The sequence below is a fragment of the Aeromonas sp. CU5 genome (assembly GCF_002586745.1).
In the GTDB taxonomy this organism is placed as follows: domain Bacteria; phylum Pseudomonadota; class Gammaproteobacteria; order Enterobacterales; family Aeromonadaceae; genus Aeromonas; species Aeromonas sobria.
The window spans coordinates 1,250,773-1,270,981 of the sequence record NZ_CP023817.1 but is presented as its reverse complement, the minus strand read 5'-3'; the positions used below and the strand labels follow the sequence as shown (position 1 = coordinate 1,270,981).

At 58.0% G+C, this 20,209-nt stretch carries 20 protein-coding genes; 8 read left to right on the top strand and 12 right to left on the bottom strand.

Annotated features, from left to right (window positions below):
* Positions 1–53: 53 nt before the first annotated feature.
* The 4 genes from CK911_RS05695 to CK911_RS05680 all read left to right on the top strand — a co-directional run bounded on the left by CK911_RS05695 (position 54) and on the right by CK911_RS05680 (position 3,642).
* Positions 54–1,685 carry an electron transfer flavoprotein-ubiquinone oxidoreductase gene (locus tag CK911_RS05695; protein ID WP_098969280.1) on the top strand — a complete coding sequence of 544 codons (1,632 nt, stop codon included), beginning with the start codon at positions 54–56 and terminating at the stop codon, positions 1,683–1,685.
* A gap of 12 nt (positions 1,686–1,697) precedes the next feature.
* The gene (locus CK911_RS21640; protein WP_075112430.1) at positions 1,698–1,793 is read left to right on the top strand and encodes a 4Fe-4S dicluster domain-containing protein; all 96 of its coding nucleotides are present in this window, start codon (positions 1,698–1,700) and stop codon (positions 1,791–1,793) included.
* Positions 1,794–2,084: 291 nt separating this feature from the next.
* Positions 2,085–3,032, top strand: a complete 948-nt coding sequence (corA, locus tag CK911_RS05685) for a magnesium/cobalt transporter CorA (protein WP_042023944.1) — start codon at positions 2,085–2,087, stop codon at positions 3,030–3,032.
* Positions 3,033–3,180: 148 nt separating this feature from the next.
* Complete coding sequence (locus CK911_RS05680; protein WP_098969279.1) at positions 3,181–3,642, top strand: DUF2919 domain-containing protein; 462 nt, start codon at positions 3,181–3,183, stop codon at positions 3,640–3,642.
* A gap of 13 nt (positions 3,643–3,655) precedes the next feature.
* Here CK911_RS05680 and CK911_RS05675 read toward each other — a convergent pair whose 3' ends face one another.
* Positions 3,656–4,426: a hypothetical protein gene (locus tag CK911_RS05675; protein WP_098969278.1), complete on the bottom strand. Its 771-nt coding sequence runs from the start codon at positions 4,424–4,426 to the stop codon at positions 3,656–3,658.
* 234 nt (positions 4,427–4,660) lie between these two features.
* On the opposite strand from CK911_RS05675, the gene CK911_RS05670 reads away from it, so the two are divergent.
* Together CK911_RS05670 and CK911_RS05665 are read left to right on the top strand one after the other, a co-directional pair.
* A complete protein-coding gene (locus tag CK911_RS05670; protein ID WP_098969277.1) occupies positions 4,661–5,212 on the top strand; it encodes a lipoprotein in 552 nt (183 codons plus the stop codon).
* Positions 5,213–5,407: 195 nt separating this feature from the next.
* A complete protein-coding gene (locus CK911_RS05665) occupies positions 5,408–7,405 on the top strand; it encodes a hypothetical protein (protein ID WP_098969276.1) in 1,998 nt (665 codons plus the stop codon).
* Between the two features lie 96 nt (positions 7,406–7,501).
* Here CK911_RS05665 and glgC read toward each other — a convergent pair whose 3' ends face one another.
* Complete coding sequence (gene glgC / locus CK911_RS05660; RefSeq protein WP_098969275.1) at positions 7,502–8,776, bottom strand: glucose-1-phosphate adenylyltransferase; 1,275 nt, start codon at positions 8,774–8,776, stop codon at positions 7,502–7,504.
* A gap of 190 nt (positions 8,777–8,966) precedes the next feature.
* Between glgC and CK911_RS05655 the strand changes: the two genes are divergently transcribed.
* The gene (locus tag CK911_RS05655; protein ID WP_098969274.1) at positions 8,967–10,607 is read left to right on the top strand and encodes an EAL domain-containing protein; all 1,641 of its coding nucleotides are present in this window, start codon (positions 8,967–8,969) and stop codon (positions 10,605–10,607) included.
* Here CK911_RS05655 and CK911_RS05650 read toward each other — a convergent pair.
* From CK911_RS05650 to CK911_RS05610, 9 genes are all read right to left on the bottom strand, one after another.
* Positions 10,570–11,064: a hypothetical protein gene (locus CK911_RS05650; RefSeq protein ID WP_098969273.1), complete on the bottom strand. Its 495-nt coding sequence runs from the start codon at positions 11,062–11,064 to the stop codon at positions 10,570–10,572. The two genes, CK911_RS05655 and CK911_RS05650, sit on opposite strands and share 38 nt — an antisense overlap.
* Positions 11,065–11,242: 178 nt before the next feature.
* On the bottom strand, positions 11,243–11,605 hold the full coding sequence (locus CK911_RS05645) for a DUF2750 domain-containing protein (RefSeq protein WP_042023959.1): 363 nt from the start codon (positions 11,603–11,605) through the stop codon (positions 11,243–11,245).
* 180 nt (positions 11,606–11,785) lie between these two features.
* The gene (locus CK911_RS05640) at positions 11,786–13,090 is read right to left on the bottom strand and encodes an inosine/guanosine kinase (protein WP_042023960.1); all 1,305 of its coding nucleotides are present in this window, start codon (positions 13,088–13,090) and stop codon (positions 11,786–11,788) included.
* 186 nt (positions 13,091–13,276) lie between these two features.
* Complete coding sequence (locus CK911_RS05635) at positions 13,277–13,669, bottom strand: MAPEG family protein (RefSeq protein WP_098969272.1); 393 nt, start codon at positions 13,667–13,669, stop codon at positions 13,277–13,279.
* 29 nt (positions 13,670–13,698) lie between these two features.
* Positions 13,699–14,673 (bottom strand): ferrochelatase, encoded by a 975-nt coding sequence (hemH, locus tag CK911_RS05630; protein ID WP_172953968.1) that lies wholly within the window; start codon positions 14,671–14,673, stop codon positions 13,699–13,701.
* Between the two features lie 99 nt (positions 14,674–14,772).
* On the bottom strand, positions 14,773–15,417 hold the full coding sequence (gene adk / locus CK911_RS05625; RefSeq protein WP_042023979.1) for an adenylate kinase: 645 nt from the start codon (positions 15,415–15,417) through the stop codon (positions 14,773–14,775).
* A 302-nt stretch (positions 15,418–15,719) separates the two neighbouring features.
* Complete coding sequence (locus CK911_RS05620) at positions 15,720–16,478, bottom strand: tRNA-(ms[2]io[6]A)-hydroxylase (RefSeq protein ID WP_098969270.1); 759 nt, start codon at positions 16,476–16,478, stop codon at positions 15,720–15,722.
* A 195-nt stretch (positions 16,479–16,673) separates the two neighbouring features.
* Entirely contained in the window at positions 16,674–18,194 is a 1,521-nt protein-coding gene (purF, locus tag CK911_RS05615; RefSeq protein WP_042023983.1) for an amidophosphoribosyltransferase, read from the bottom strand.
* Between the two features lie 18 nt (positions 18,195–18,212).
* Positions 18,213–18,704: a CvpA family protein gene (locus CK911_RS05610; protein ID WP_042023984.1), complete on the bottom strand. Its 492-nt coding sequence runs from the start codon at positions 18,702–18,704 to the stop codon at positions 18,213–18,215.
* A gap of 8 nt (positions 18,705–18,712) precedes the next feature.
* On the opposite strand from CK911_RS05610, the gene CK911_RS21115 reads away from it, so the two are divergent.
* The gene (locus CK911_RS21115; RefSeq protein ID WP_157774535.1) at positions 18,713–18,889 is read left to right on the top strand and encodes a hypothetical protein; all 177 of its coding nucleotides are present in this window, start codon (positions 18,713–18,715) and stop codon (positions 18,887–18,889) included.
* A gap of 2 nt (positions 18,890–18,891) precedes the next feature.
* Here CK911_RS21115 and serS read toward each other — a convergent pair whose 3' ends face one another.
* The gene (serS, locus tag CK911_RS05605) at positions 18,892–20,187 is read right to left on the bottom strand and encodes a serine--tRNA ligase (RefSeq protein WP_098969269.1); all 1,296 of its coding nucleotides are present in this window, start codon (positions 20,185–20,187) and stop codon (positions 18,892–18,894) included.
* Positions 20,188–20,209 lie beyond the last annotated feature (22 nt).

Sequence of the window (20,209 nt, the reverse complement as noted above, 5' to 3'; positions counted from 1 at the left end):
CGTTTACGTAAACTACCAGCATTACCCTAGGCCAACCAGAGCGCAGAGGCAAGATGGAACGGGAAGCAATGGAATTTGATGTCGTCATCGTCGGCGGCGGTCCGGCGGGGCTCACTGCAGCCATCGCCCTGAAACAGCAGGATGCCACTCTATCTGTCTGTCTGCTGGAGAAAGGGGCCGAAATTGGCGCCCACCTGCTCTCCGGCGCGCTGTTTGATCCCGTCGCCTTGCAAGAGCTGCTGCCGGATTGCTGGCAGCAAGCGCCGCTTGGCGTGCCGGTCAGCGACGATCAGGTACATCTGCTGCAAAGCGAGCAACGCTCCCTGCAACTGCCCGCCTGGGCGGTGCCACCCCGGATGCACAATGAGGGCTGTCACATCGTCAGCCTCGGCAACCTTTGCCGCTGGCTCGGCCAGCAGGCGGAAAAACTGGGAGTCGAAATATACCCGGGGTTTACCGCCAGCGAACTTATCATGGAAGCGGGCCGGGTCAAGGGGGTTATCACCGGCGATCTGGGGCTGGATCGGGCAGGCAACCCGAAAGCGGATCATGTGCCCGGCATGGCGCTGCTCGGCCGCTACACCCTCTTTGCCGAAGGGGCTCGCGGCCATCTCGGCAAGCAGCTGATCGCCGACTTCAATCTGGCAAATCCTGCCCAGCCCCAGCACTATGCCATCGGCTTCAAGGAGCTGTGGCAACTGCCAGCAGGTCGGGGGAAAGCAGGACAGGTGCTGCACGGCAGTGGCTGGCCCCTTGGCAAGCAGGGCGGCGACGATAGCCACGGTGGTTTCTATCTCTATCAAATGGAAGGGGATCAGGTCGCGGTCGGGCTGATTGTCGATCTCAACTACCAGAATCCCTGGCTCAGCCCGTTCGACGAATTCCAGCGCCTCAAGCATCACCCGCTCATCGCCGACCTGCTGCAAGGGGGAGAGCGCATCAGCTACGGTGCTCGCGCCATCACCAAAGGGGGCTGGCACGCCCTGCCCCGCATGCACTTCCCGGGCGGCCTGCTGATCGGTTGTGATGCGGGCACACTGGATTTTTCCCGCATCAAGGGGATCCACACCGCCATGAAATCTGGGATGCTGGCGGCAAAAACCGTCGCGATGGCACTGCGGGGGGGACGGGATCTGGCCCAGTATGGTGACGAGCTGCAACAGAGCTGGCTGGCCCGCGAGCTCAAGGCGGCGCGCAACTTTGGCGCGGCTCTTCACAACTATGGTCCCTGGTTGGGCGGTGCCTTCAACTGGCTGGAGCAACGGCTGTTTGGCACAAACTCGCCCTTCAAGCTGCTCGATAAGGCTCACGACTACCGTCAGCTGCGCGTGGCCAGCCGCTGCGAGCCCATCCATTATCCCAAACCCGATGGCAAGCTGAGCTTTGACAAGCTCTCGTCTGTGTATCTCGCCAACACCAGTCACGACGAGGATCAGCCTTGCCACCTCAAGCTGCAGGACGAGCGCATTCCGGTGGAGGTCAATCTGCCCACCTGGGCCGAACCCGCCCAACGCTACTGCCCGGCCGGGGTGTTTGAAGTGCTGGAAATGGAAGGCGCGGCCAAACTGCAAATCAACGCAGCCAACTGTATTCACTGCAAGACCTGTGACATTAAAGATCCCAGTCAAAACATCGTCTGGACACCGCCACAGGGAGGCTCCGGGCCGAATTATCCGAATATGTGATGGAACACGGCGATACCAAGATGCGGTGACATCAAAGATACTCAGCCCCAAAACATCATATGGACGCCGCCACAGGGGGGCTCCGGGCCCAACTATCCCAATATGTAATGAAGCAAGGCGATATCAACGCCCTGTTCCTGATATCCATCCCCCCTGCTTGGTGCGGGCTCGACCCCGCACGGCCGCTCAGGTGATCCGACCTCGCTGCTTTTTTAAACAAACACGCCAGACCCCCTATGAATTGGCCCTGACAAGCGCGGCCCGCCCCTGTATAGTTCGCCGCATTCAGGTTTTCCATCGGCCCGTTTTGCTTATCCACGGGATCGCTTTCTGTGCGATCTAGGCCGCATGACCTGTGCAACCATCCCTGATGACCCATGACTTTTTAAGGGGGGACAGATGATCACCGCCTACATTCTCAATAACAAGGTGCTGGACATAGTCACGCTCGGGCCTGACGACATAGTGCCTGACAACACGATCTGGCTGGATGCCTACAAACCAGACACGGCAGAGCGAGAATGGTTGACGGGCCTGTTTCTGGAAGAGGTTCCCGACAAGGAAGAGCTTGACGATATCGAAGCATCTGCCCGTTTTTACTGGGATACCGATGGTCTGCACATTCACTCTCTGTTTCCCCAGCGGATCGGCCGTGACACCAAGGGTGTCCACGTCTCCTTTACCCTGCGCAACAACCTGCTGATCAGTATTCGTGAAGATGATATCGGGCTGGTGCGCCTGCTACGCCACTATATGCGCCAGGATCGGCTGGAGGTGGAAGATGCCCTCGATGTGTTGCTCGAGGTGCAAAACCTCAAGGTAGAGTACCTCTCGGATCTCATCGAAGATGGTTACAAGACGTTGGAAAACACCGCGGATCAAATCTTCGAGCCTGACCAAATCAATTCCATGCTCAAGGAGCTGATGGCGCAGGAAGAGGCCAACGGCCAGATCCGTCTCTCCCTGCACGATACCCGCCGCGCCCTGCGTTTCCTCAAACGCAGCCTGCGCCAGCGCATGAGCCTGGAGCAGAACAAGTGGATCGACGAGATGCTGCATGACGTGGAATCTCTCTTGCCCCACACCCAGTTCCTGTTCGACAAGATCAACTTCCAGCTGGAGGCCTCCATGGGGGTCACCAATCTGGAGCAGAACAAGGTGATCAAGATCTTCTCGGTTGCTGCGGTGATCTTCCTGCCGCCGACCCTGATCGCCAGTATCTACGGCATGAACTTCGGCCGCATGCCGGAGCTCGCCTGGGAGTATGGTTACCCCATGTCGCTGGTGCTGATGGTGATGTCATCACTCGGCACCGGCCTCTTCTTCAAGCGCAAGGGCTGGCTGTAACGCGCACGCCGTGCACGGCGATATCTGAAGAAACAGATTGGGGGGCATGGCCCCCCGATTAATTCACGCAGCTCCCAACGCCTTGCAAAGGGCTCTTCGTCGCCCCATATCCCCTCTATCACTCCATTCACGTGGATAACGGGCAACCATGACCTTCTACCCCGAACACCGATATGACGATCACGGCCAGTTACGCCCGCCCCTCTGGTTCTGGCCCATCGCCCTGCTGCTGACCCGCTCGGTCTGGCTGTTTCTGATGGCTGGGGTCACCCGCGAGAGCGGCAGCGAGATCCTGACCCTCTTCTATCCGGACAAGATCACCCTCTATATCAGCCTGCTGACCGACGTGCCCGCCATGCTGGCGCTGCTCGCCTGCGGGGGCACCTATCAGCAGACCCACAGCATTCGCGCCAGACTCCGGCGCCACAGCCCGCTGCTGCTGCTCTGCTCTGCCGTCAGCGGCCTGCTGATGCAACTGCACAGCCTCAATCTGCAGAAGTGGTCGTTCAGCTGGCCCACCGCGCTGGTGCTGGTCGCCAGCCTCTGGTCCCTCTGGTATCTGCTGCGCAGCCGCCAGCTGCGGGAATATGCCGCAGACCAGCCCCACTAGCAGACCTGACACCCTATTGGCGAGTGACCCGGATCTGCAGGGTCTGGCGCTCGCTCTGGCTGCCTCGCCCGCCCTGTAGCTGGGTACCGAGGCTGCTCCCTTGATCCGCAGAACTGGTCGAGAGCTCCCCCACCGTCAGCCACTGGCCCGGAGCCCCGCTGACCTCGGTGGCACTCTGCCCACGATTGATGGTGCCCTGATCCAGCCTCGCCTGCTCGCTGCTCAGCGCAATCTGCACCCGATCGCCAATCAAGGTGGCCGTGGCATAGAGGCCGTTGATCAGCGGCATCATCCCCACCACGGCGCCCCCGTTCCACTGATAGAAGGTCACCGGCTGATAGGAGCCCATCTGCAGCAACACGGGACGACCCGAAAGCCCACGCACCTGCCAGCTGTCGTTCTGGCTGCGCTGATACTGCTCGGCATTGCCATCGAGCAGCCACTGCCTTTTGGCCTCGTCGCGACTGATTGAGCCCCCCAGTTGCTGACCGCTGGCGGCCCCATCCACCCGCCACTCGATAAGCAGGCTTTGCGGCGGCTGGTTGATCTGGGCCAACGTGGCTTCGGCCTCCTGCAGCTGGGCTGGCGTTCCGCTCAGCACCAGCTGATTGCCCATGGCACTCACCCCAAGCTGGGGATAGATCTCCTTGAGGGTCTGCACCGCTGCCTGCGCCTCGAAGACCGGAATCACTTTCACCTCGGCCCACAGCAACGGGCTCCAGAGTCCCATCATGCAGCCAAGCCACAGCAGCACCCTGCGGCCAACCTTGCCCATCCGCTCCATTGCGCTCTCCTCGCTCTCTTCTTGTGCTCTACTCACGATCTGCTCAGGCGTGGGCCAACGCCCGTTGCCAACAGCTCTGCCCTGCTCAGTTAACCCGTCGATGATGAACCCGACGGTTGCCAAAAAACAACCGGGAATGCAGCAACCCCGTGATTTCCCACGGTATGAGGCTCTCATTCCACGCCCATTATCGCGTAAGATAGCGCCATCATATTTGCCCAAGCGGAATCCATCATGTTGAAACAGCTGTTGTTACTCCCCCTCGCCCTGCTGCTGGGGGCCTGCTCCCTGACCCAGTACAACGTCAGCGAGGCCGAAATCAACCAGTACCTCAAAGATCAGGTCTCTTTTGAAAAACAGCTGGGGATCCCCGGCATCATGTCGAGCAAGATCCGTCTGGACGAGATGCAGAGCCGTATCGGCCGCAAGCAAGCGGATCGCATCGAGCTGGATGCCGCTGGCGACCTGCAGGTGAGCAGTCCCCTTGGCAGCCAGCAGATGAAGATCCGCTTTGCCCTGAGTGCCCGCCCGGACTATGTGGCCGACCAGGGTGCCATCTATTTGCGCGACCTTGAGCTGGTCTCGGTCAAGACCGAGCCGGCCGATATCGGGGCCGCCCTCACCCCGCTGCTGCCCACCTTCAATCAGTCGCTCTCCCTGTTCCTGTCGCAGACCCCGGTCTACCGCCTCGACAGCAGCCGCAAGAACGAAGCCAGGATCAAGGATAAGGTCGAAGCCCTCAAGGTAGAGCCGGGCCGCCTGGTCATCCCGTTCAAGCTGCTCTGATCCCCGCCGCACTGGCACTTTTATCGCGATCAGCAGATAACCGTCCTCTTCGACAGCACGCATCCGGTTTAACGTGCTGCCGATCGGGGCGGTTTTTTACTTCTCAAGTCCACTCCAACACAGCATAATGCAGACCATTCTCATTTAGATTCGTCATGAGAAGCGTCAATAATAAAACCAATGGTGAGAAGGGACATGAGAAAAACCGTACTGGTTCAGGCGATCGCCTGCGCACTGATCAGCGGCGCCGCGCACACTGCCGTCAAGGTCGAAGACAAAACATTCAATACTGCCGCCAACATGCTGGCCTATACCGAATTCGAGCTCTCCGGTGAGCCGCTGGCCGAAGCGCTGGGGCTGGATCTGGATGTGCTGGATGCCAACCGTGCCGATGAGCCGACCCCGTTCGACTTCGCCGCTGGCATCGAATCTTACGAATACTCCGAAGAGGCGATGTACGCCCTCAACTACCAATCCGGCATGGGCCCCCATCTGGTGAACGGGCCGCAAAACCTGGCCCGTGGCGGCACCATGGCCGATCTCGGCAAACGGGTGCTGGCCATGGCCGAAGCTGTTGGCTTCCCGGCTGATGAAGTGCCGCAGGGCATGTATCCCCTCTCCCTGCCCTATGCCTCTACCAATCCGGAGTTTGCCCAGGCGGTCAACGCCACCCCGGTCAATGGCGACCAGATCACCATCAAGACCGCCAAAGGTACCGAAAAAACCGTCAAGACCCAGGTGCCCGCCTACTTCCGTGACTACAGCACCCTGCGCTGGAGCGGCAGTGACAACCTGCTGGTGCCCGCAGCCGTGGGCGGCATCCTGCTCAAAGAGGTGATGTGGTCGCAAGACTTCCTCGGTGGCATGCACGTGGCCGAAACTGATGAAGAGGTAGAAGCGGCCTCCACCACCATGGATCAGGATGGCAAGCACAAGCTGGGCGTCTCTGCCGCTGACGGCTTCAACGGCATGATGCTGACTGAACAATCCATCGACAAGCTGGCCATCATGCAGAACCAACTCGGCTTCGATGGCAAGCAACTGGGCGCCAAGATCATCCCGCAGTACGATCCGGCCAAGGGCGTTGTCTACTTCCCCCATCAGGTGAAAGTGACCGAAACCAGCAGCAACGATGCCGGTGCCATCGGCAAGCTGGAGGTGGTGGATAGCTCTGCCCAGCTGCGCGATGCCTGGATGATGCTGTGGCCGCTCTCCGAGTTCTATGCCTTCAGCGATCAACGCACTGCCAATACCAACCAGAACCCGGCCTTCCACGCTGTGTTTGACGGCGCGCCGTTTGCCGCCGCACCGGCTGCCAACCAGGCCAATGACTTGGGCAAGGCCGTCGCTGGCAGCGATGCCTTCTCGCTGGCGATCAATCTCTCCAACCTCACCTTCAAGAACCTGGCCGCCCTGCACTTTGATACCAAGGCTGGCACCCTGGTCGATAGCTGGCAGGCAGGCAAACAGGGCAAGCACGTCACCACCTTTGACGCAGCTTACGCTCTGGTCGCCCTGCAGATCTTCCAGCGCGCTCAGGATGCGCTGCCGGTCGGTTACGCCGCCGGTGACAATGGTGAGCTGAACCTCAAGACCCAGCAGGGTCAGCAGGCGCTCGACTTGATCCGCAAACAGGCCGATTTCATCCTTGCCAATCTCAAGGGCAAAAATGGTCTGGTGCATGACGGCGTCACGCTGGGTGGCAAGCTCGATGCAGGCCACTCCATCGATGCGCAGTTCGCGGCCATCCGTGGCCTGACTGCCGCGTTCCTCGCCACCTCCGATGCCAAGTACCGCACCGCCGCCCGCGAGTTGTTCATCGCCGCCGACAAGGCCTACTTCAATGCCAAAGCAGGTACCTGGCTGGCTGGTAAACAGGATGCATACACCCCCTGGACCCAGGCTGCCATCTCCGGCGCCCTACGCTCTGCCATGCTGAACCTGCGCAACGAAGGGGCCGAGCAGGCGCCCGAGCTGGAGCTGGCCAAGCTGACCGGTCAGTATGTCAGCTGGTTTCGTGGCACCGTCAACGGTGGCATGCAGATGGCCGAGTGGATCGGTGACTCCGGCGAGAACATCATCGAAGGTGCCGGCAGCGACACCGATGAAGATGGGGTACCGCAAGTGACTGCCGCCGGTGGCAAGCACGGCACCGCCATGGTGATGGCCGCCAAAGCGGTGGTCAGCGAATAATCATCGCCATTCACCCACATGTAAAAGGGAGCCAATTTGGCTCCCTTTGCATTACAGCGTCTGACACAGTTTCAAGGTACTTTTTTCACAACCCGGCTAAACCAGCTTGTCCAGCATCTCCTTGGTCACCAGCACGATCCCCTGCTCGGAGCGGTAGAAGCGGCGGATATCCTCATCGGCATTCTCGCCCACCACCAACCCATCGGGCAGGACACATCCCTTATCCACCACCACCCGGCGCAGACGGCAACCAGCCCCCACTTCAACCCCCGGGAAAATGATCGCCTGATCCAGGGTACAAAAAGAGTGGACCCGCACATTGGTAAAGATCACCGAATTGAGCACGAAGGAGCCACTGACGATGGCGCCGCCAGCAAACATCGAGTTGATGGTCATGCCGTGCTGACCGTTGCGGTCCTGCACAAACTTGGCCGGTGGCGTCAGGGTCTGGCTGGTCCAGATAGGCCAGTTTTCATCATAGATATCGAGTTCGGGCACCACAGAGGCGAGATCCATGTTCGCCTCCCAGAATGAATCCAGGGTCCCTACATCACGCCAGTAAGGCGCTTGCCCCTCACGGGCACCCACACAAGACATATTGAAGGGATGGGCATAGGCCTTGCCTTCCTCAACGATACGGGGGATCAAGTCCATCCCGAAGTCGTGTTTGGAGTCCTGATTGAGAATGTCATCTTCCAGCAGTTGATAGAGATACTCGGCCTCGAAGATATAGATCCCCATGGAGGCGAGGGAGCGGTCATCCCGACCCGGCATGGCGGGCGGATTAGCCGGTTTCTCTACAAAGGCGCGGATCTTGCGCTGCTCATCAATATCCATGACCCCGAAGGCTGACGCCTCGGCTCGTGGCACTTCGATACAGGCCACCGTCACCTTGGCGCCAAGGCGCACATGGTCGAGCAGCATGGCGGCGTAGTCCATCTTGTAGATGTGATCCCCCGCCAGCACCACTATGTATTTGGGGCCGTAGTCACGAATGATATCGACGTTCTGATAAATGGCATCGGCGGTACCGCGATACCAGTGCACTTCGTCCACTCTTTGCTGGGCAGGCAGCAAATCGATGAACTCGTTCATCTGATAACGCAAGAAGGACCAGCCCGATTGCAGGTGACGCAGCAGGCTGTGAGATTTGTACTGTGTCACTACACCCACCCGGCGGATCCCCGAGTTGATACAGTTGGATAGCACAAAATCAATGATCCGGAATTGGCCACCGAAATGGACGGCAGGCTTGGCACGATTAGCGGTCAACTGCTGCAAGCGACTGCCACGTCCACCCGCCAGCACCAGTGCCATACTCTGATTTAACAATTGTCGTGCTTTGGCACTATTTTCTGGCTCTAGCAACATGATTTACCTCTGCCCTGTTTGATCTGTTTTCAACCTATCTTCGCTGGTTTAGATGATGCTGAAAGTGGTTTCACTCACATTTAACCGATCTCAATTGACCCTTTTAACCGAGTTGCGAGGAATAGCATGATTTGATCTGCAAGCTTGGTTAAAATTCCCCCATAAAAGCAGCCACTTCAAGGATGACAAGATGGTTCACAAGCTCGGACGCCCCCTCTTTCTGATCGCTATCATAGTGACCATACCCCTGCTACTCCTGCAAGCAGTTTGGTTGGCCCTTCAGAGCACACCGCTCACCATGGCCATTATTCTGGCCACCACACTGCTCGGCATGATCTTGCTGCTGACGCTGGCCATTCGCACCATGGATGGCATGCTCCAGCATCAGGAGCTCACCTGGGTCAAGGCGATCAGGGGCCGGGATCCCGCACAACTCGATGAGCCCGCCTCACAAGAGGTGCTGCAACAGCTGCTGGAGCAGTTTGACAGTGCCGAACAGAGTGCCCATCGCCAACTGACCGAACTGAGCAATCTGGCTACCACCGACGAACTGACCCAGCTACTCAACCGCCATGCGTTTCGCCGCGACATGACCGAGCTACTGCAGCGGGATCAGGATACCCAAACCGCCACCCTGGTGTTGATCCGCGCCACCGAGCTTGGCAAGATCAATGCCCAGCGTGGCTTCCAGTCCGGTGATGCCTACATCAAGGACATGGCAACCCTGATCAAGCGAGTCGTGAGCCGCTTCCCGGGCAATCAGGTCTATCGCATCTCGGGAGCCGACTTCGCCGTACTGGTCCAGCCGGTCGCCAATATCCCGCCCCATTTGCTGGGGCAGGATTTGAAGATGGCCTTCGATCACTATCAGGATCAACATGAACTGGAGAGCACAGCCTACTCGGGGCTGACCAAACTCAACAGCGGCCAGAAGATCGAAGCTGTGCTGGCCAGAGCCGATCTGGCGCTGGCACGCGCCCAGACCGAGACCATCAATGGTTGGGCTATTCAGCAAGATGACAATGTTTCTGACCTGCAAGGACAGCATCACTGGCGCGAAGTGCTGACCGAGGTACTGGCACAGGAGCGCCTCAGCTTTACCTATCAGCCGATCCAGCCACTGCATCGCAGCATGCTGGCCTACAACGAGATCTACACTCGCTTCAGTGGCAACGATGGTACAGCCCTGCCCACTGACACCCTGTTTGCCATGGCACAGCGACTCGATCTGGTGATGCGCCTGGAACAACTGGTCATTACCCACATCATGCGTCAGTACCGGGCTTTTGGTGCGAATCAGAGCCGTTGGGGGATCAACCTCTCCCCCAACCTGCTGCAAAACAGTGCCTTTTTGATCTGGCTCGACCGCCAGTTGATCAAGGATCCCAACACCAGTGCCAATCTGGTATTCGAACTGGATGAAGAAAACCTTGAGCGCAACCTGACCGGTGCCAAGCGGGTGTTTGAGCTACTGCGCCGCAACGGCAGTCGCTCGGCCATCGCCAACTTCGGCAAGGGGATCGGCTCCTTCACCCTGTTTCGCGAACTCAAACCCGACTATATCAAGCTGGATCCGGCCCTGATCACCGGGCTGGAGCAAGATCAGACCAATCAGCAGTTCGTGCGGATGATCGTTGATGTGTCACACCGGATGGGATGCCAGGTGATTGCAGAAGGAGTAGAGCAGCTTGGCCAGAAACAGCTGCTGCAGGGGATGTATGTGGATGGCTTGCAGGGCTATCTGATCGCCCGGCCGCAACCGTTGCGACCGGATATCAGCCAGATCGGACTGTTTACTGAGGATGTTTCAACTTCAACAGAGTCAGAATGATGTCGTTGAGCTGGCGGTAACGTTCCAGCTCCTTCTGATCGTAGCGGGTCGCCAGCGTGGTGGGGTTATGGCGATTTTTGAGGTAACGGTTGATCTGCAACCGGTTGAACCCCGCCACCTGATAGACCTGCCCCAACAGGGTATTGAGCTCATCATGCGCCAGACCGGCTCGGGACAGATATTGGGTATCGGCCGGACTCTCGGTCTGGTGGCTCCACTTGCCGATACGACCGCTCTCCTGCAGATAGCTCAGCCACTGCTCGAGATACAGTGGCTTGCAGCCCGCCAGCAGACTGAAAAACCCCACCGCATCGCAACGGCAGCCGCTCAAGAGTATCACCGCCAATTCATCGTCGTCACACTGGAAGGTCACAGGCCCAGCTTGCGCCCAGTCAAGCGCCTGCAGCCGGATCTCGGCTCGTCCTCCCGCCACTCCTGTTACGTCGAATACAAACATGGCGCGCCCCCTTTGGCAAAAGGTTGATGATGGACCATACCCCAGGCAGGTGCAAAGGCAAATCGTCGTTAAAGCCATCATTGGGCCCAATCGACCATAAAAAAGACCGGTATCCTCGCAGATACCGGTCTTTAACCAAGGATGGGCCGATCTTGTCAGGCCATCAATGGAGGTGCTTTCAGGCGTTCAGTTCTACCAGTGCCTTGGCCAGCTCGATGGGTTCAAGCTCCTGGCCTTCCAGATCGGCGTTCCAGTTCGGGCCGACCAGTACATCGTCTTCATCCAGATCGTTGATCCAGATATCAAGGAACTCTTCCAGCTCGATCACTTCCGGCTCATAGTCAGCCCACTCGTCCACACAGTGCAGACGGGCATCTTCTTCGGCAGACCAGAGCGGCATCACGTCGGCATCTTCAAATTCGGCGGAACGGCAGACGACCCAGTCTTCCCCATAGCGCAAACCCCACACCTGACCCGACTCGCGGACTTGTTCGATAAACAGTTGGAAATTGGCGTCAAGGTTGTCGTTAAGCATGCTCATGGGGCTCTCTCTTTCTTTCGGGTGCTGCGGCATTGTCGGGCGACAATACGATGGCCAAATGGTGTCGTAAAAGTGACATGGACTCAAGCATATTGGGGTTATTGATGGAAAAAAGCCGGGATAACCGCCATTTGCCTGCAAAAGCGCCTCCCAGGGGAGGCGCGTGATAACAACCTGAGATCAACGCTCCCAGTAAACCTCTTCCAGGCTGTCCTCTTTCTCCGGCAAGCCGCGAGAAAGACGAGGGCTGCTCTGGGCCAGCACTTCATAGCTGACTCGGTTGGCGTACTTGCACACCTGAGCCAAAGAGGAGTAGGTCAGGAACTCGGAGATATGCTTGGCGGAGTTGGGCACATTCATCCGGTGATAGGAGTTTGCCACCATGTCGTGCAGCACGGCAGAGAGGGCGCCATCCCCTGCCCCGTTGGTGTTCTTGATCTTCTCCGGGCCACCCATGTACGGGGAGATGTGGGAGTAGATCCGGGCAGGCTTGCGGCACTTAGCGCGGGCCATCGGGCGGCTGAACTCATACATGTTGAACTCGGGGATAACGCCAGGCAACAGGGTATGGGTGGTTTCGCGCTTGTAATCTTCGTCGGTGTAGCTCGCCATATAGAGGCCAATGGGGCCCGCGGTGCAGAGCACCATGTCGGCCCAGTCGAGCGCCTTGTCTGCAGCACCGAGTGGATCTTTGATCCCGGTAAGGGCCTCACCTTCATCTTCGTTCATCGCCAGCACGGTCACGTTCTCGGCAATGAAGTCACGCCACCACTGGGGGTTTTCGTCGATGACAAAGCGGGTACCCAAGGTCAAGATGACCGGCACCCCGGCCTCGCGAGCATGGCGAACGGCGGCCATCGCGGCCTCTTTCATCGGATCACCATCATCACCACGCACCAGATAGGCGGTGATCACCAGGGCCGAAGCACCTTTGATCACCTCTGCAGGGATATGATTGACATCCAGCTGGTTCATCTTGCCGGCGTTGATACCAAAGCTGCGCTCACCGCACTCGGTGATGAAGGTAAAACAGCGACCGATGGGGCCATCGACCGGCTGCAAATAGTCGAGATTGACGCGGGAAGAGGTGTTGCACAGATAGCGGTAGGCGTAGCAGCCGATGCGAATATCCTGACTCATCACACCCAGCAGGATGGAGTGAGAATCCGCCAGCACCGAGTAGTTGTGAACCGTGTTGCCGATGGTGCCACCGGCAAACTCGCTCACCACCATATTGTTGGCTTTGAGCTCATCATAAATCCGTTCAGCCACGTCATCCTTGATCACCACAGAATGACCTTTGCTCAAACCATAACGGGTCAGAAAGTCTTCATCCACATGGGCTTCGATATCTACCAGGGTCTGATCGATCCCGACCACATAGGCTTTGCCCAATTCGGTCAACAGCGGATTGTGCGATACCAGCGGATCACGTCTGTCGACAGGGAAATAGTGTTTGGACTTGCGCTGACCGGGAAATTTCATGGCAATGTTCTGTGCTCTGGGGGAAAGAGGGGCGGGATTTTAACACAATCCGCCGCCCCGAAAAGTCGCCCTGATTAAATTATGGGGTCAGTATAGCCAAGGGCTATCAGAGAAAACGTTTGTCTTTTCACCATAAAAAAACCACCCCGCACGGGGTGGTTCTCACGCACAAAAAAGCATCGGTTTTCAGGCTGCCACAACGCCTTGCAACAGGGCCAGCACCGAGAAAAGCCCGAGGGCGAGCCAAAACAGCAAGGTCCCCAGAAAACGGGGGACATTGGGCGCTTTCGGGATCTGGATACCGATGGCATGGAGGATACGGCCGACCAGCAACATGGTACCACCGGCATGCAACCAGAGCGCATCCGCACCGGCAAGCTCACACAGCGCCATCAGCAGCAGGGTCAGCGGCACATACTCGGCGAAGTTGCCGTGAGCACGGATCGCAGCCAGCAGCTCAGGAGCCTCCCCCTGCCCTATCATCACCCCGAACTGGGCGCGGCGTCTGACCACCCAAAAAGAGAGTCCCAAAAACAGCAACCCCAGCAGGCCTGCATAAATCAGCGTGATATGGATCATCTTGTCACTCCTGCTATTGCAAGGTTCACTCAGGCCAGCTCGCGGCAGATCAGAGAGACCATCATCCTGATATGGGCCTGATCGCTGTTGAGTGCCGGAATATATTCAAATTGTTCGCCACCCGCTTCCATGAAAATCTCCCGGTTCTGCACCTGGATCTCTTCCAGGGTTTCCAGGCAATCAGCGGAAAACGCCGGGCAGATCACATCGAGCCGCTTGATCCCACTCGCAGGCAACCCTTCGATGGTCACATCGGTGTAAGGCTTGAGCCACTCCTCCTTGCCAAAGCGGGACTGGAAGCTGGCTGTCCATTGCCCCGCCGCCAGCCCGAGCGCCTCGGCCAGCAGGGCTGCGGTACTGCGGCACTGGTGGCCATAGGGGTCGCCTTCGTTCTCATAACGCTCGGGAATACCGTGGAATGACATCAGCAGATGCTCACCCTGGCCGTGTTGCTCCCAGTGACGGCGCACGCTCATGGCCAGCGCCTGAATGTATTCAGGATGGGCGTGATAATCACGGATCAGCCGCACTACCGGCAGATTGCGTTCTTTCTTCATCGCCCGCCCCCACGCATCAAACACCGATGCCGTGGTGCTAACCGAATATTGCGGATAGAGCGGCAACAGGATCACCCGGTTGACCCCCTTGGCCTTGAGAGCTTGCCAGCCATCATTCACTGACGGGGAACCATAGGTCATGGCCAGCTCCACCGGCACCTCGAGCCCTTCCCGCTTGAGCTCCTGCTCCAGCGCGGTGCGCTGCTGCTTGCTGATCACCATCAGCGGTGAGCCCTGCTCGGTCCACACCTGCTGATAGAGCTTGGCCACTTTGGGGGAGCGCGTCGGCAAGATGATGAAGTGCAGCAGCGGGCACCAGAGGTAACGGGGCAAGTCCACCACCCGGGGATCGTGCAGGAACTGGCTGAGGAACGCTTTAACGGCGGCAGTGGTCGGCGCGGCTGGGGTACCCAGATTGACCAGCAATATTCCGGTTTTCGTGGTCACATTGGCTTCCTGTCTATCTGTCATTAACCAAAAAAGGCCCCGAGGGGGCCTTTTCTTCATTTACCTGATGGCACAGAGACGCTGTACCGACAGCAAAGATCAGCCCAGAATGGTGGCAAGCTGCTTGCTGACCAGATCAACCGGCTGGGTGCCGTCGATCTTGACGTAACGGGTGTGGCCTGCTTCAGCCTCTTTGCCGTAGAAACCGATCAGCGGCGCGGTCTGCTGATGGTATACATCCAGACGCTTGCGCACTGTGGTCTCTTCGTCGTCGGCGCGGATCACCAGATCTTCGCCGGTCACGTCATCCTTGCCTTCCACTTTCGGCGGGTTGAACACCACGTGGTAGGTACGGCCGGAGCCGGAGTGAACGCGACGGCCGCTCATGCGCTTGACGATCTCTTCGTCCGGCACAGCAAACTCCAGCACGAAATCAACCACGACACCGGCATCCTTCATGGCTTGCGCCTGGGGAATGGTGCGCGGGAAACCGTCCAACAGGAAGCCTTTCACGCAATCTGCTTGAGCAATACGCTCTTTGACCAGACCAATGATAATGTCGTCAGAGACCAGCTGACCTGCGTCCATCACAGCTTTGGCTTTCAGACCAAGCTCGGTGCCCGCCTTGATTGCTGCACGCAGCATGTCGCCGGTGGAGATCTGGGGAATACCGTGGTTTTCCATGATGAACTGAGCCTGAGTACCTTTGCCGGCGCCCGGAGCCCCCAACAGAACAATGCGCATACACGCTCCTATTGATTGGTTATTCAAATATTGCGAAGGCAAAAAAGTACACGGTTTCGCCCGTTTCTACAAGCTCGAGCCGCCTGAGTGAGCAGTTTCTCACCATTATTGTCCGCTGACCGACCAGGATTTCACCGTCAGGAAGATGCGCAAAAATAATGAGGGTTTACGCAGAGTGAGCCAATTGGCTGTCAGCAGGCTCGCGATAAAAAAATCCCGGCTCAGGGCCGGGAATTGCGCTCAAAAATAACTACTTGTCGCTCGTAGTAGGAACAGAGCAATCGTAGTTTGCCCCCTGTGCGTCAACAACTGTCAGATGTGACAGGGAGGCCGCTATGGAACCGGAACTGCGGATCCGGCGAGCAGATAAGCTCGGCTTCCAGCTTGCCAAAGAACGCCACCCGCTCGCTGATATCCTCTCCCGCATACTGTTCGGCCAGGTTCAGGTAATCCTGATAGTGGCGCGCCTCGGAGCGCAGTAAAGAGATATAGAAGCGGCTCAGCTCTTCATCCAGATGGGGCGCCAGCTTGGCAAACCGCTCGCAGGAGCGCGCCTCGATGTAGGCGCCGATGATCATCTTGTCGACAATGGTGGCCGGTTCATGGGTGCGCACATGCTGCATCAATTGGCGGGCATAACGGGAGGCCGTCACCGGCCCGTATTCGATGCCGCGGGCCTGCATGATCTCCAGCACCTGCTCGAAATGATGCAGCTCCTCCTGAATGAGCCGCACCATGGGAAACAGCAGCGGGTTGCGTTCCAGCTCGGCAAAGACGGTGCGATCAGACTCCCCCATGCTGCGTTTGCCCAGGATCTCGGCCTTCTCCGGGATGGCATCCAGCTCGCGATAGAACTCCAGTTTGGGCAGCAGATGACGCTTGCCCTTGGGCAGGCAGTAGCGGCGCACCAGACTGTGGGCAGTGAGCGCGGCCTTGGTCTCGCAGTTGGCGTGATCGATGAGCAGGGTCGGCAAACGGGCAGGATCCCGCGCCATCTCGACCCACTCATCCGGGGTCTCGCACTGCAGAAACTGGCGCACAGGGGCTAGCAGATCGTCCATCACAACTCTCGTCGGTTAAAAGCGTATCGGTCATACAGGTTGGCCTCTATGCTAACGGATCCGGCCTGACATGCCCATATCCAACAAAATAAGTGCTTACTTTTCAATCTCATGTGCACTACTTTTGCCATCCCCCCGAGCAGACATAACAATGGGGGCCTTAGCCCCCATCTCAAGCACCGCCAGCGAAAACGTTTAACTTCCTTCGTTAAAAATTTCCAGATTGCTGGTGCCTTCCTGCCACTCACGCACCGCTTTGGTGTCATCGTTGCGCAGGGCATTGAGGTGATCCAGATAGGATTGGTCCACGTCGGAGGTGACGTAATGGCCGTTGAACACCGAGGTTTCGAAGTGACGCAGATCCGGGTTGAGCTCTCGCACCGCCTCTTCCAGATCTTCCAGATCCTGGAAAATCAGGCCATCGGCACCAATCAGCGCGCACACCTCTTCCACTTCACGGCCATGGGCGATCAGCTCGTTGGCGGTGGGCATGTCGATACCGTAGACGTTGGGGAAACGGATCTCCGGCGCGGCCGAGGCGAAGTAGACCTTGGCGGCACCCGCTTCACGGGCCATCTGGATGATCTGCTCGGAGGTGGTACCACGTACGATGGAGTCATCCACCAGCAATACCTTCTTGCCCTTGAATTCGGAACCAATGGCATTGAGCTTGCGACGTACCGACTTCTTGCGCTGGGTCTGGCCCGGCATAATGAAGGTACGGCCGATGTAGCGGTTCTTCACGAAGCCCTGACGGTATGGCAGGTTGAGGGTGTGGGCTATTTCCAGTGCCACGTCACAGGAGGTCTCGGGGATGGGGATAACCACATCGACGTCGAGATCTTCCCATTCGCGGGCAATCTTCTGACCCAGCTTGCGACCCATGTTGAGACGAGCGGCATACACTGACACCTTGTCGATGCACGAGTCAGGACGAGCAAAGTAGACATATTCGAAGATGCAGGTACTCATCTGCGGATTCTCCGCACACTGCTCGGAGAAGAGCTGGCCCTGCTCGGTGATGTAGATGGCTTCACCCGGTGCAATATCCCGCACCGTCTCGAAACCGATGGCATCGAGTGCCACGCTCTCGGAGGCCAGCATGTACTCCAGATGCCCTTGCTCGTCCTGACGACGACCGAGGATCAGCGGGCGGATGCCGTTGGGATCGCGAAAACCAATCAGGCCATGACCAATCACCAGCGAGACCACCGCATAAGCGCCGCGGATCTGCTGATGGGTTCTGCGCACCGCAGCGAAGATATCTTCGGGACGCAGGGCCATCTTGTCGCAAAGATCCAGCTCGTGGGCCAGCACATTCAACAACACTTCCGAATCAGAGGTGGTATTGATGTGACGGCGGGCAACCTTGAACTGCTGCTCTTTGAGATCCTTGGCGTTGGTGAGGTTGCCGTTATGGGCCAGTACCATGCCATAGGGAGAGTTCACATAAAAAGGTTGGGCTTCCGCGGCACTGGAACTGCCTGCGGTGGGGTATCTGACATGACCTATGCCAATGTTCCCCTGCAGACGCTGCATATGACGCACTTCAAACACATCCTTCACCAGGCCATTGGCCTTGCGTTGCCGGAAGTTTCCACTATCAATGGTCACGATCCCGGCGGCATCCTGTCCCCTGTGCTGCAACACCGTCAAGGCGTCGTAGAGGGCCTGATTGACGGGGGTGGTGCCAACTATACCGACAATACCGCACATGTCTTTGCTACCTCGAAGTCACTGTACCTGTTGAAGAAAGCTTGATGAGTTCAACATGAACCCGAAAAACCACTGGATCACCGGTTTGAACTCCGGCACCAGTTTGGACGCCACCCACCAGTCGCTCTGGGAGAGGCTGGTGAAGGTATCCATAAAAAACAACAGGGCACTGACAATCAGTACCCCGCGAATTGCACCGAAGCAGACCCCCAGCACCCGATCGGTGCCAGAGAGCCCGGTTTTTTCAACCAGCAACCCCACTACGTAGTTCACCACTCCCCCCAGGATCAGGGTCGCGACGAACAAGGCCGCAATAGCCAGCCCATTGCGCACCATGGCATCGGAGAACGAAGTGAAATAGACGGCGAGATCGGGATAGAAATGGCTGGCAATAAAGAAGGCGATAAACCAGGTGACAAGAGACATGGCCTCCTTGACGAAGCCGCGCACCAGGCTGATGAGAGCAGAAAAACCGACGATGCCGATGATGGTGTAATCAATCCAGACCATAGAAAAAGATGTCCTGCGAAATTGCGGCGCAGTCTAACAAAAACGATTGCGCATTGCTTGATAAAATTGTGTTAACTGTTCAAAGCGGTGCCGAACAGCCGATTTTTTTGACCACTAAAACAGGTGGCCGGCGCCAGAATGCACAACGCCATGGCAATGCCATGGCGTTGTGGTCAGCAGCGTGAGCTTACCCGATGTGGGTCAGGCCACCCATGTAGGATTGCAGCGCAGCTGGGATGGCGATGCGGCCATCTTCCTGCTGGTAGTTCTCCATCACGGCAACCAGAGTACGACCCACCGCCAGACCGGAACCGTTCAAGGTGTGCAGCAGCTGCGGCTTGCCGTCGATGCGCACGCGAGCCTGCATGCGGCGCGCCTGGAAGTCGGTGCAGTTGGAGACAGAGGAGATCTCGCGGTAGGTGTTCTGGGCCGGCAGCCACACTTCCAGATCGTAGGTCTTGGAGGCGCAGAAGCCCATGTCACCAGTGGAGAGCGCCATCACGCGATACGGCAGCTCCAGCAGTTGCAGTACCTTCTCGGCGTGGCCGACCATCTCTTCCAGCGCTTCCCAGGATTGCTCCGGGTGAACCAGCTGAACCATCTCGACCTTGTCGAACTGGTGCATACGGATCAGGCCACGGGTATCACGACCGTAGGAACCGGCTTCAGAACGGAAGCAGGGGCTGTGAGCGGTCATCTTGATCGGCAGCTCTTGCGCGTCAAAAATCTCGTCACGGGCCATGTTGGTGAGCGGTACTTCAGAGGTCGGGATCAGCGAGAACTTGCGCACCTTGCCCTCTTCTTCCCCTTCGCCCTCGATACCGGTGTTAAACAGGTCTTGAGCAAATTTTGGCAACTGACCAGTGCCATAGAGGCTGTCCGGGTTCACCAGATAAGGCACGTAGCACTCGGTGTAGCCGTGCTGCAGAGTGTGCAGGTCCAGCATGAACTGGGCCAGGGCGCGGTGCAGACGGGCAATCTGACCCTTCATCACCACGAAACGGGTACCGGAGAGCTTGACGCCGTTCTTGAAGTCAACGCCCTTGGCCGCTTCGCCCAGATCGATATGGTCGCGTACCGGGAAGCTGAACTCGCGCGGGGTACCCCAGCGACGTGCTTCCACGTTGTCATTCTCGTCACGGCCAACCGGGGTGGTCTCGCTCGGCAGGTTCGGGATCGCATCGGCAATGGCTTTCAGCTGGGCCAGCAGGGTATCCAGCTCGACCTTGCTGGTCTCCAGCTCGTCGTTGATCTTGGAAACGATGGCCTTGAGCGGGGCAACATCTTCACCACGACGGGCAGCTTCACCGATGGATTTGGAGCGGGCGTTGCGCTCAGCCTGCAGCTCCTGAGTGCGGGACTGCAGATCCTTGCGTTTCTCTTCCAGAGCATTGACAGCCACTACGTCCAGAACGTAGCCACGTGTCGCCAGACGAGCGGCAGCCTCTTCGATATCGCTGCGCAGATATTTGGGATCCAGCATGGTTTACCTACTTTTTTTAAAA

Coding starts and splice junctions, on each gene's coding strand:
- glgC (WP_098969275.1), bottom strand. CDS start 8,776: ATGTTGCTAGAGCCAGAAAATAGTGCCAAAGCACGACAATTGTTAAAT.
- purF (WP_042023983.1), bottom strand. CDS start 18,194: ATGTGCGGTATTGTCGGTATAGTTGGCACCACCCCCGTCAATCAGGCC.
- CK911_RS05680 (WP_098969279.1), top strand. CDS start 3,181: ATGACCTTCTACCCCGAACACCGATATGACGATCACGGCCAGTTACGC.
- CK911_RS05675 (WP_098969278.1), bottom strand. CDS start 4,426: ATGGAGCGGATGGGCAAGGTTGGCCGCAGGGTGCTGCTGTGGCTTGGC.
- serS (WP_098969269.1), bottom strand. CDS start 20,187: ATGCTGGATCCCAAATATCTGCGCAGCGATATCGAAGAGGCTGCCGCT.
- CK911_RS05620 (WP_098969270.1), bottom strand. CDS start 16,478: ATGGACGATCTGCTAGCCCCTGTGCGCCAGTTTCTGCAGTGCGAGACC.
- CK911_RS05650 (WP_098969273.1), bottom strand. CDS start 11,064: ATGTTTGTATTCGACGTAACAGGAGTGGCGGGAGGACGAGCCGAGATC.
- CK911_RS05655 (WP_098969274.1), top strand. CDS start 8,967: ATGGTTCACAAGCTCGGACGCCCCCTCTTTCTGATCGCTATCATAGTG.
- CK911_RS05640 (WP_042023960.1), bottom strand. CDS start 13,090: ATGAAATTTCCCGGTCAGCGCAAGTCCAAACACTATTTCCCTGTCGAC.
- CK911_RS05635 (WP_098969272.1), bottom strand. CDS start 13,669: ATGATCCATATCACGCTGATTTATGCAGGCCTGCTGGGGTTGCTGTTT.
- CK911_RS21115 (WP_157774535.1), top strand. CDS start 18,713: ATGTCCTGCGAAATTGCGGCGCAGTCTAACAAAAACGATTGCGCATTG.
- CK911_RS05665 (WP_098969276.1), top strand. CDS start 5,408: ATGAGAAAAACCGTACTGGTTCAGGCGATCGCCTGCGCACTGATCAGC.
- adk (WP_042023979.1), bottom strand. CDS start 15,417: ATGCGCATTGTTCTGTTGGGGGCTCCGGGCGCCGGCAAAGGTACTCAG.
- CK911_RS05610 (WP_042023984.1), bottom strand. CDS start 18,704: ATGGTCTGGATTGATTACACCATCATCGGCATCGTCGGTTTTTCTGCT.
- corA (WP_042023944.1), top strand. CDS start 2,085: ATGATCACCGCCTACATTCTCAATAACAAGGTGCTGGACATAGTCACG.
- CK911_RS05670 (WP_098969277.1), top strand. CDS start 4,661: ATGTTGAAACAGCTGTTGTTACTCCCCCTCGCCCTGCTGCTGGGGGCC.
- CK911_RS05695 (WP_098969280.1), top strand. CDS start 54: ATGGAACGGGAAGCAATGGAATTTGATGTCGTCATCGTCGGCGGCGGT.
- CK911_RS05645 (WP_042023959.1), bottom strand. CDS start 11,605: ATGAGCATGCTTAACGACAACCTTGACGCCAATTTCCAACTGTTTATC.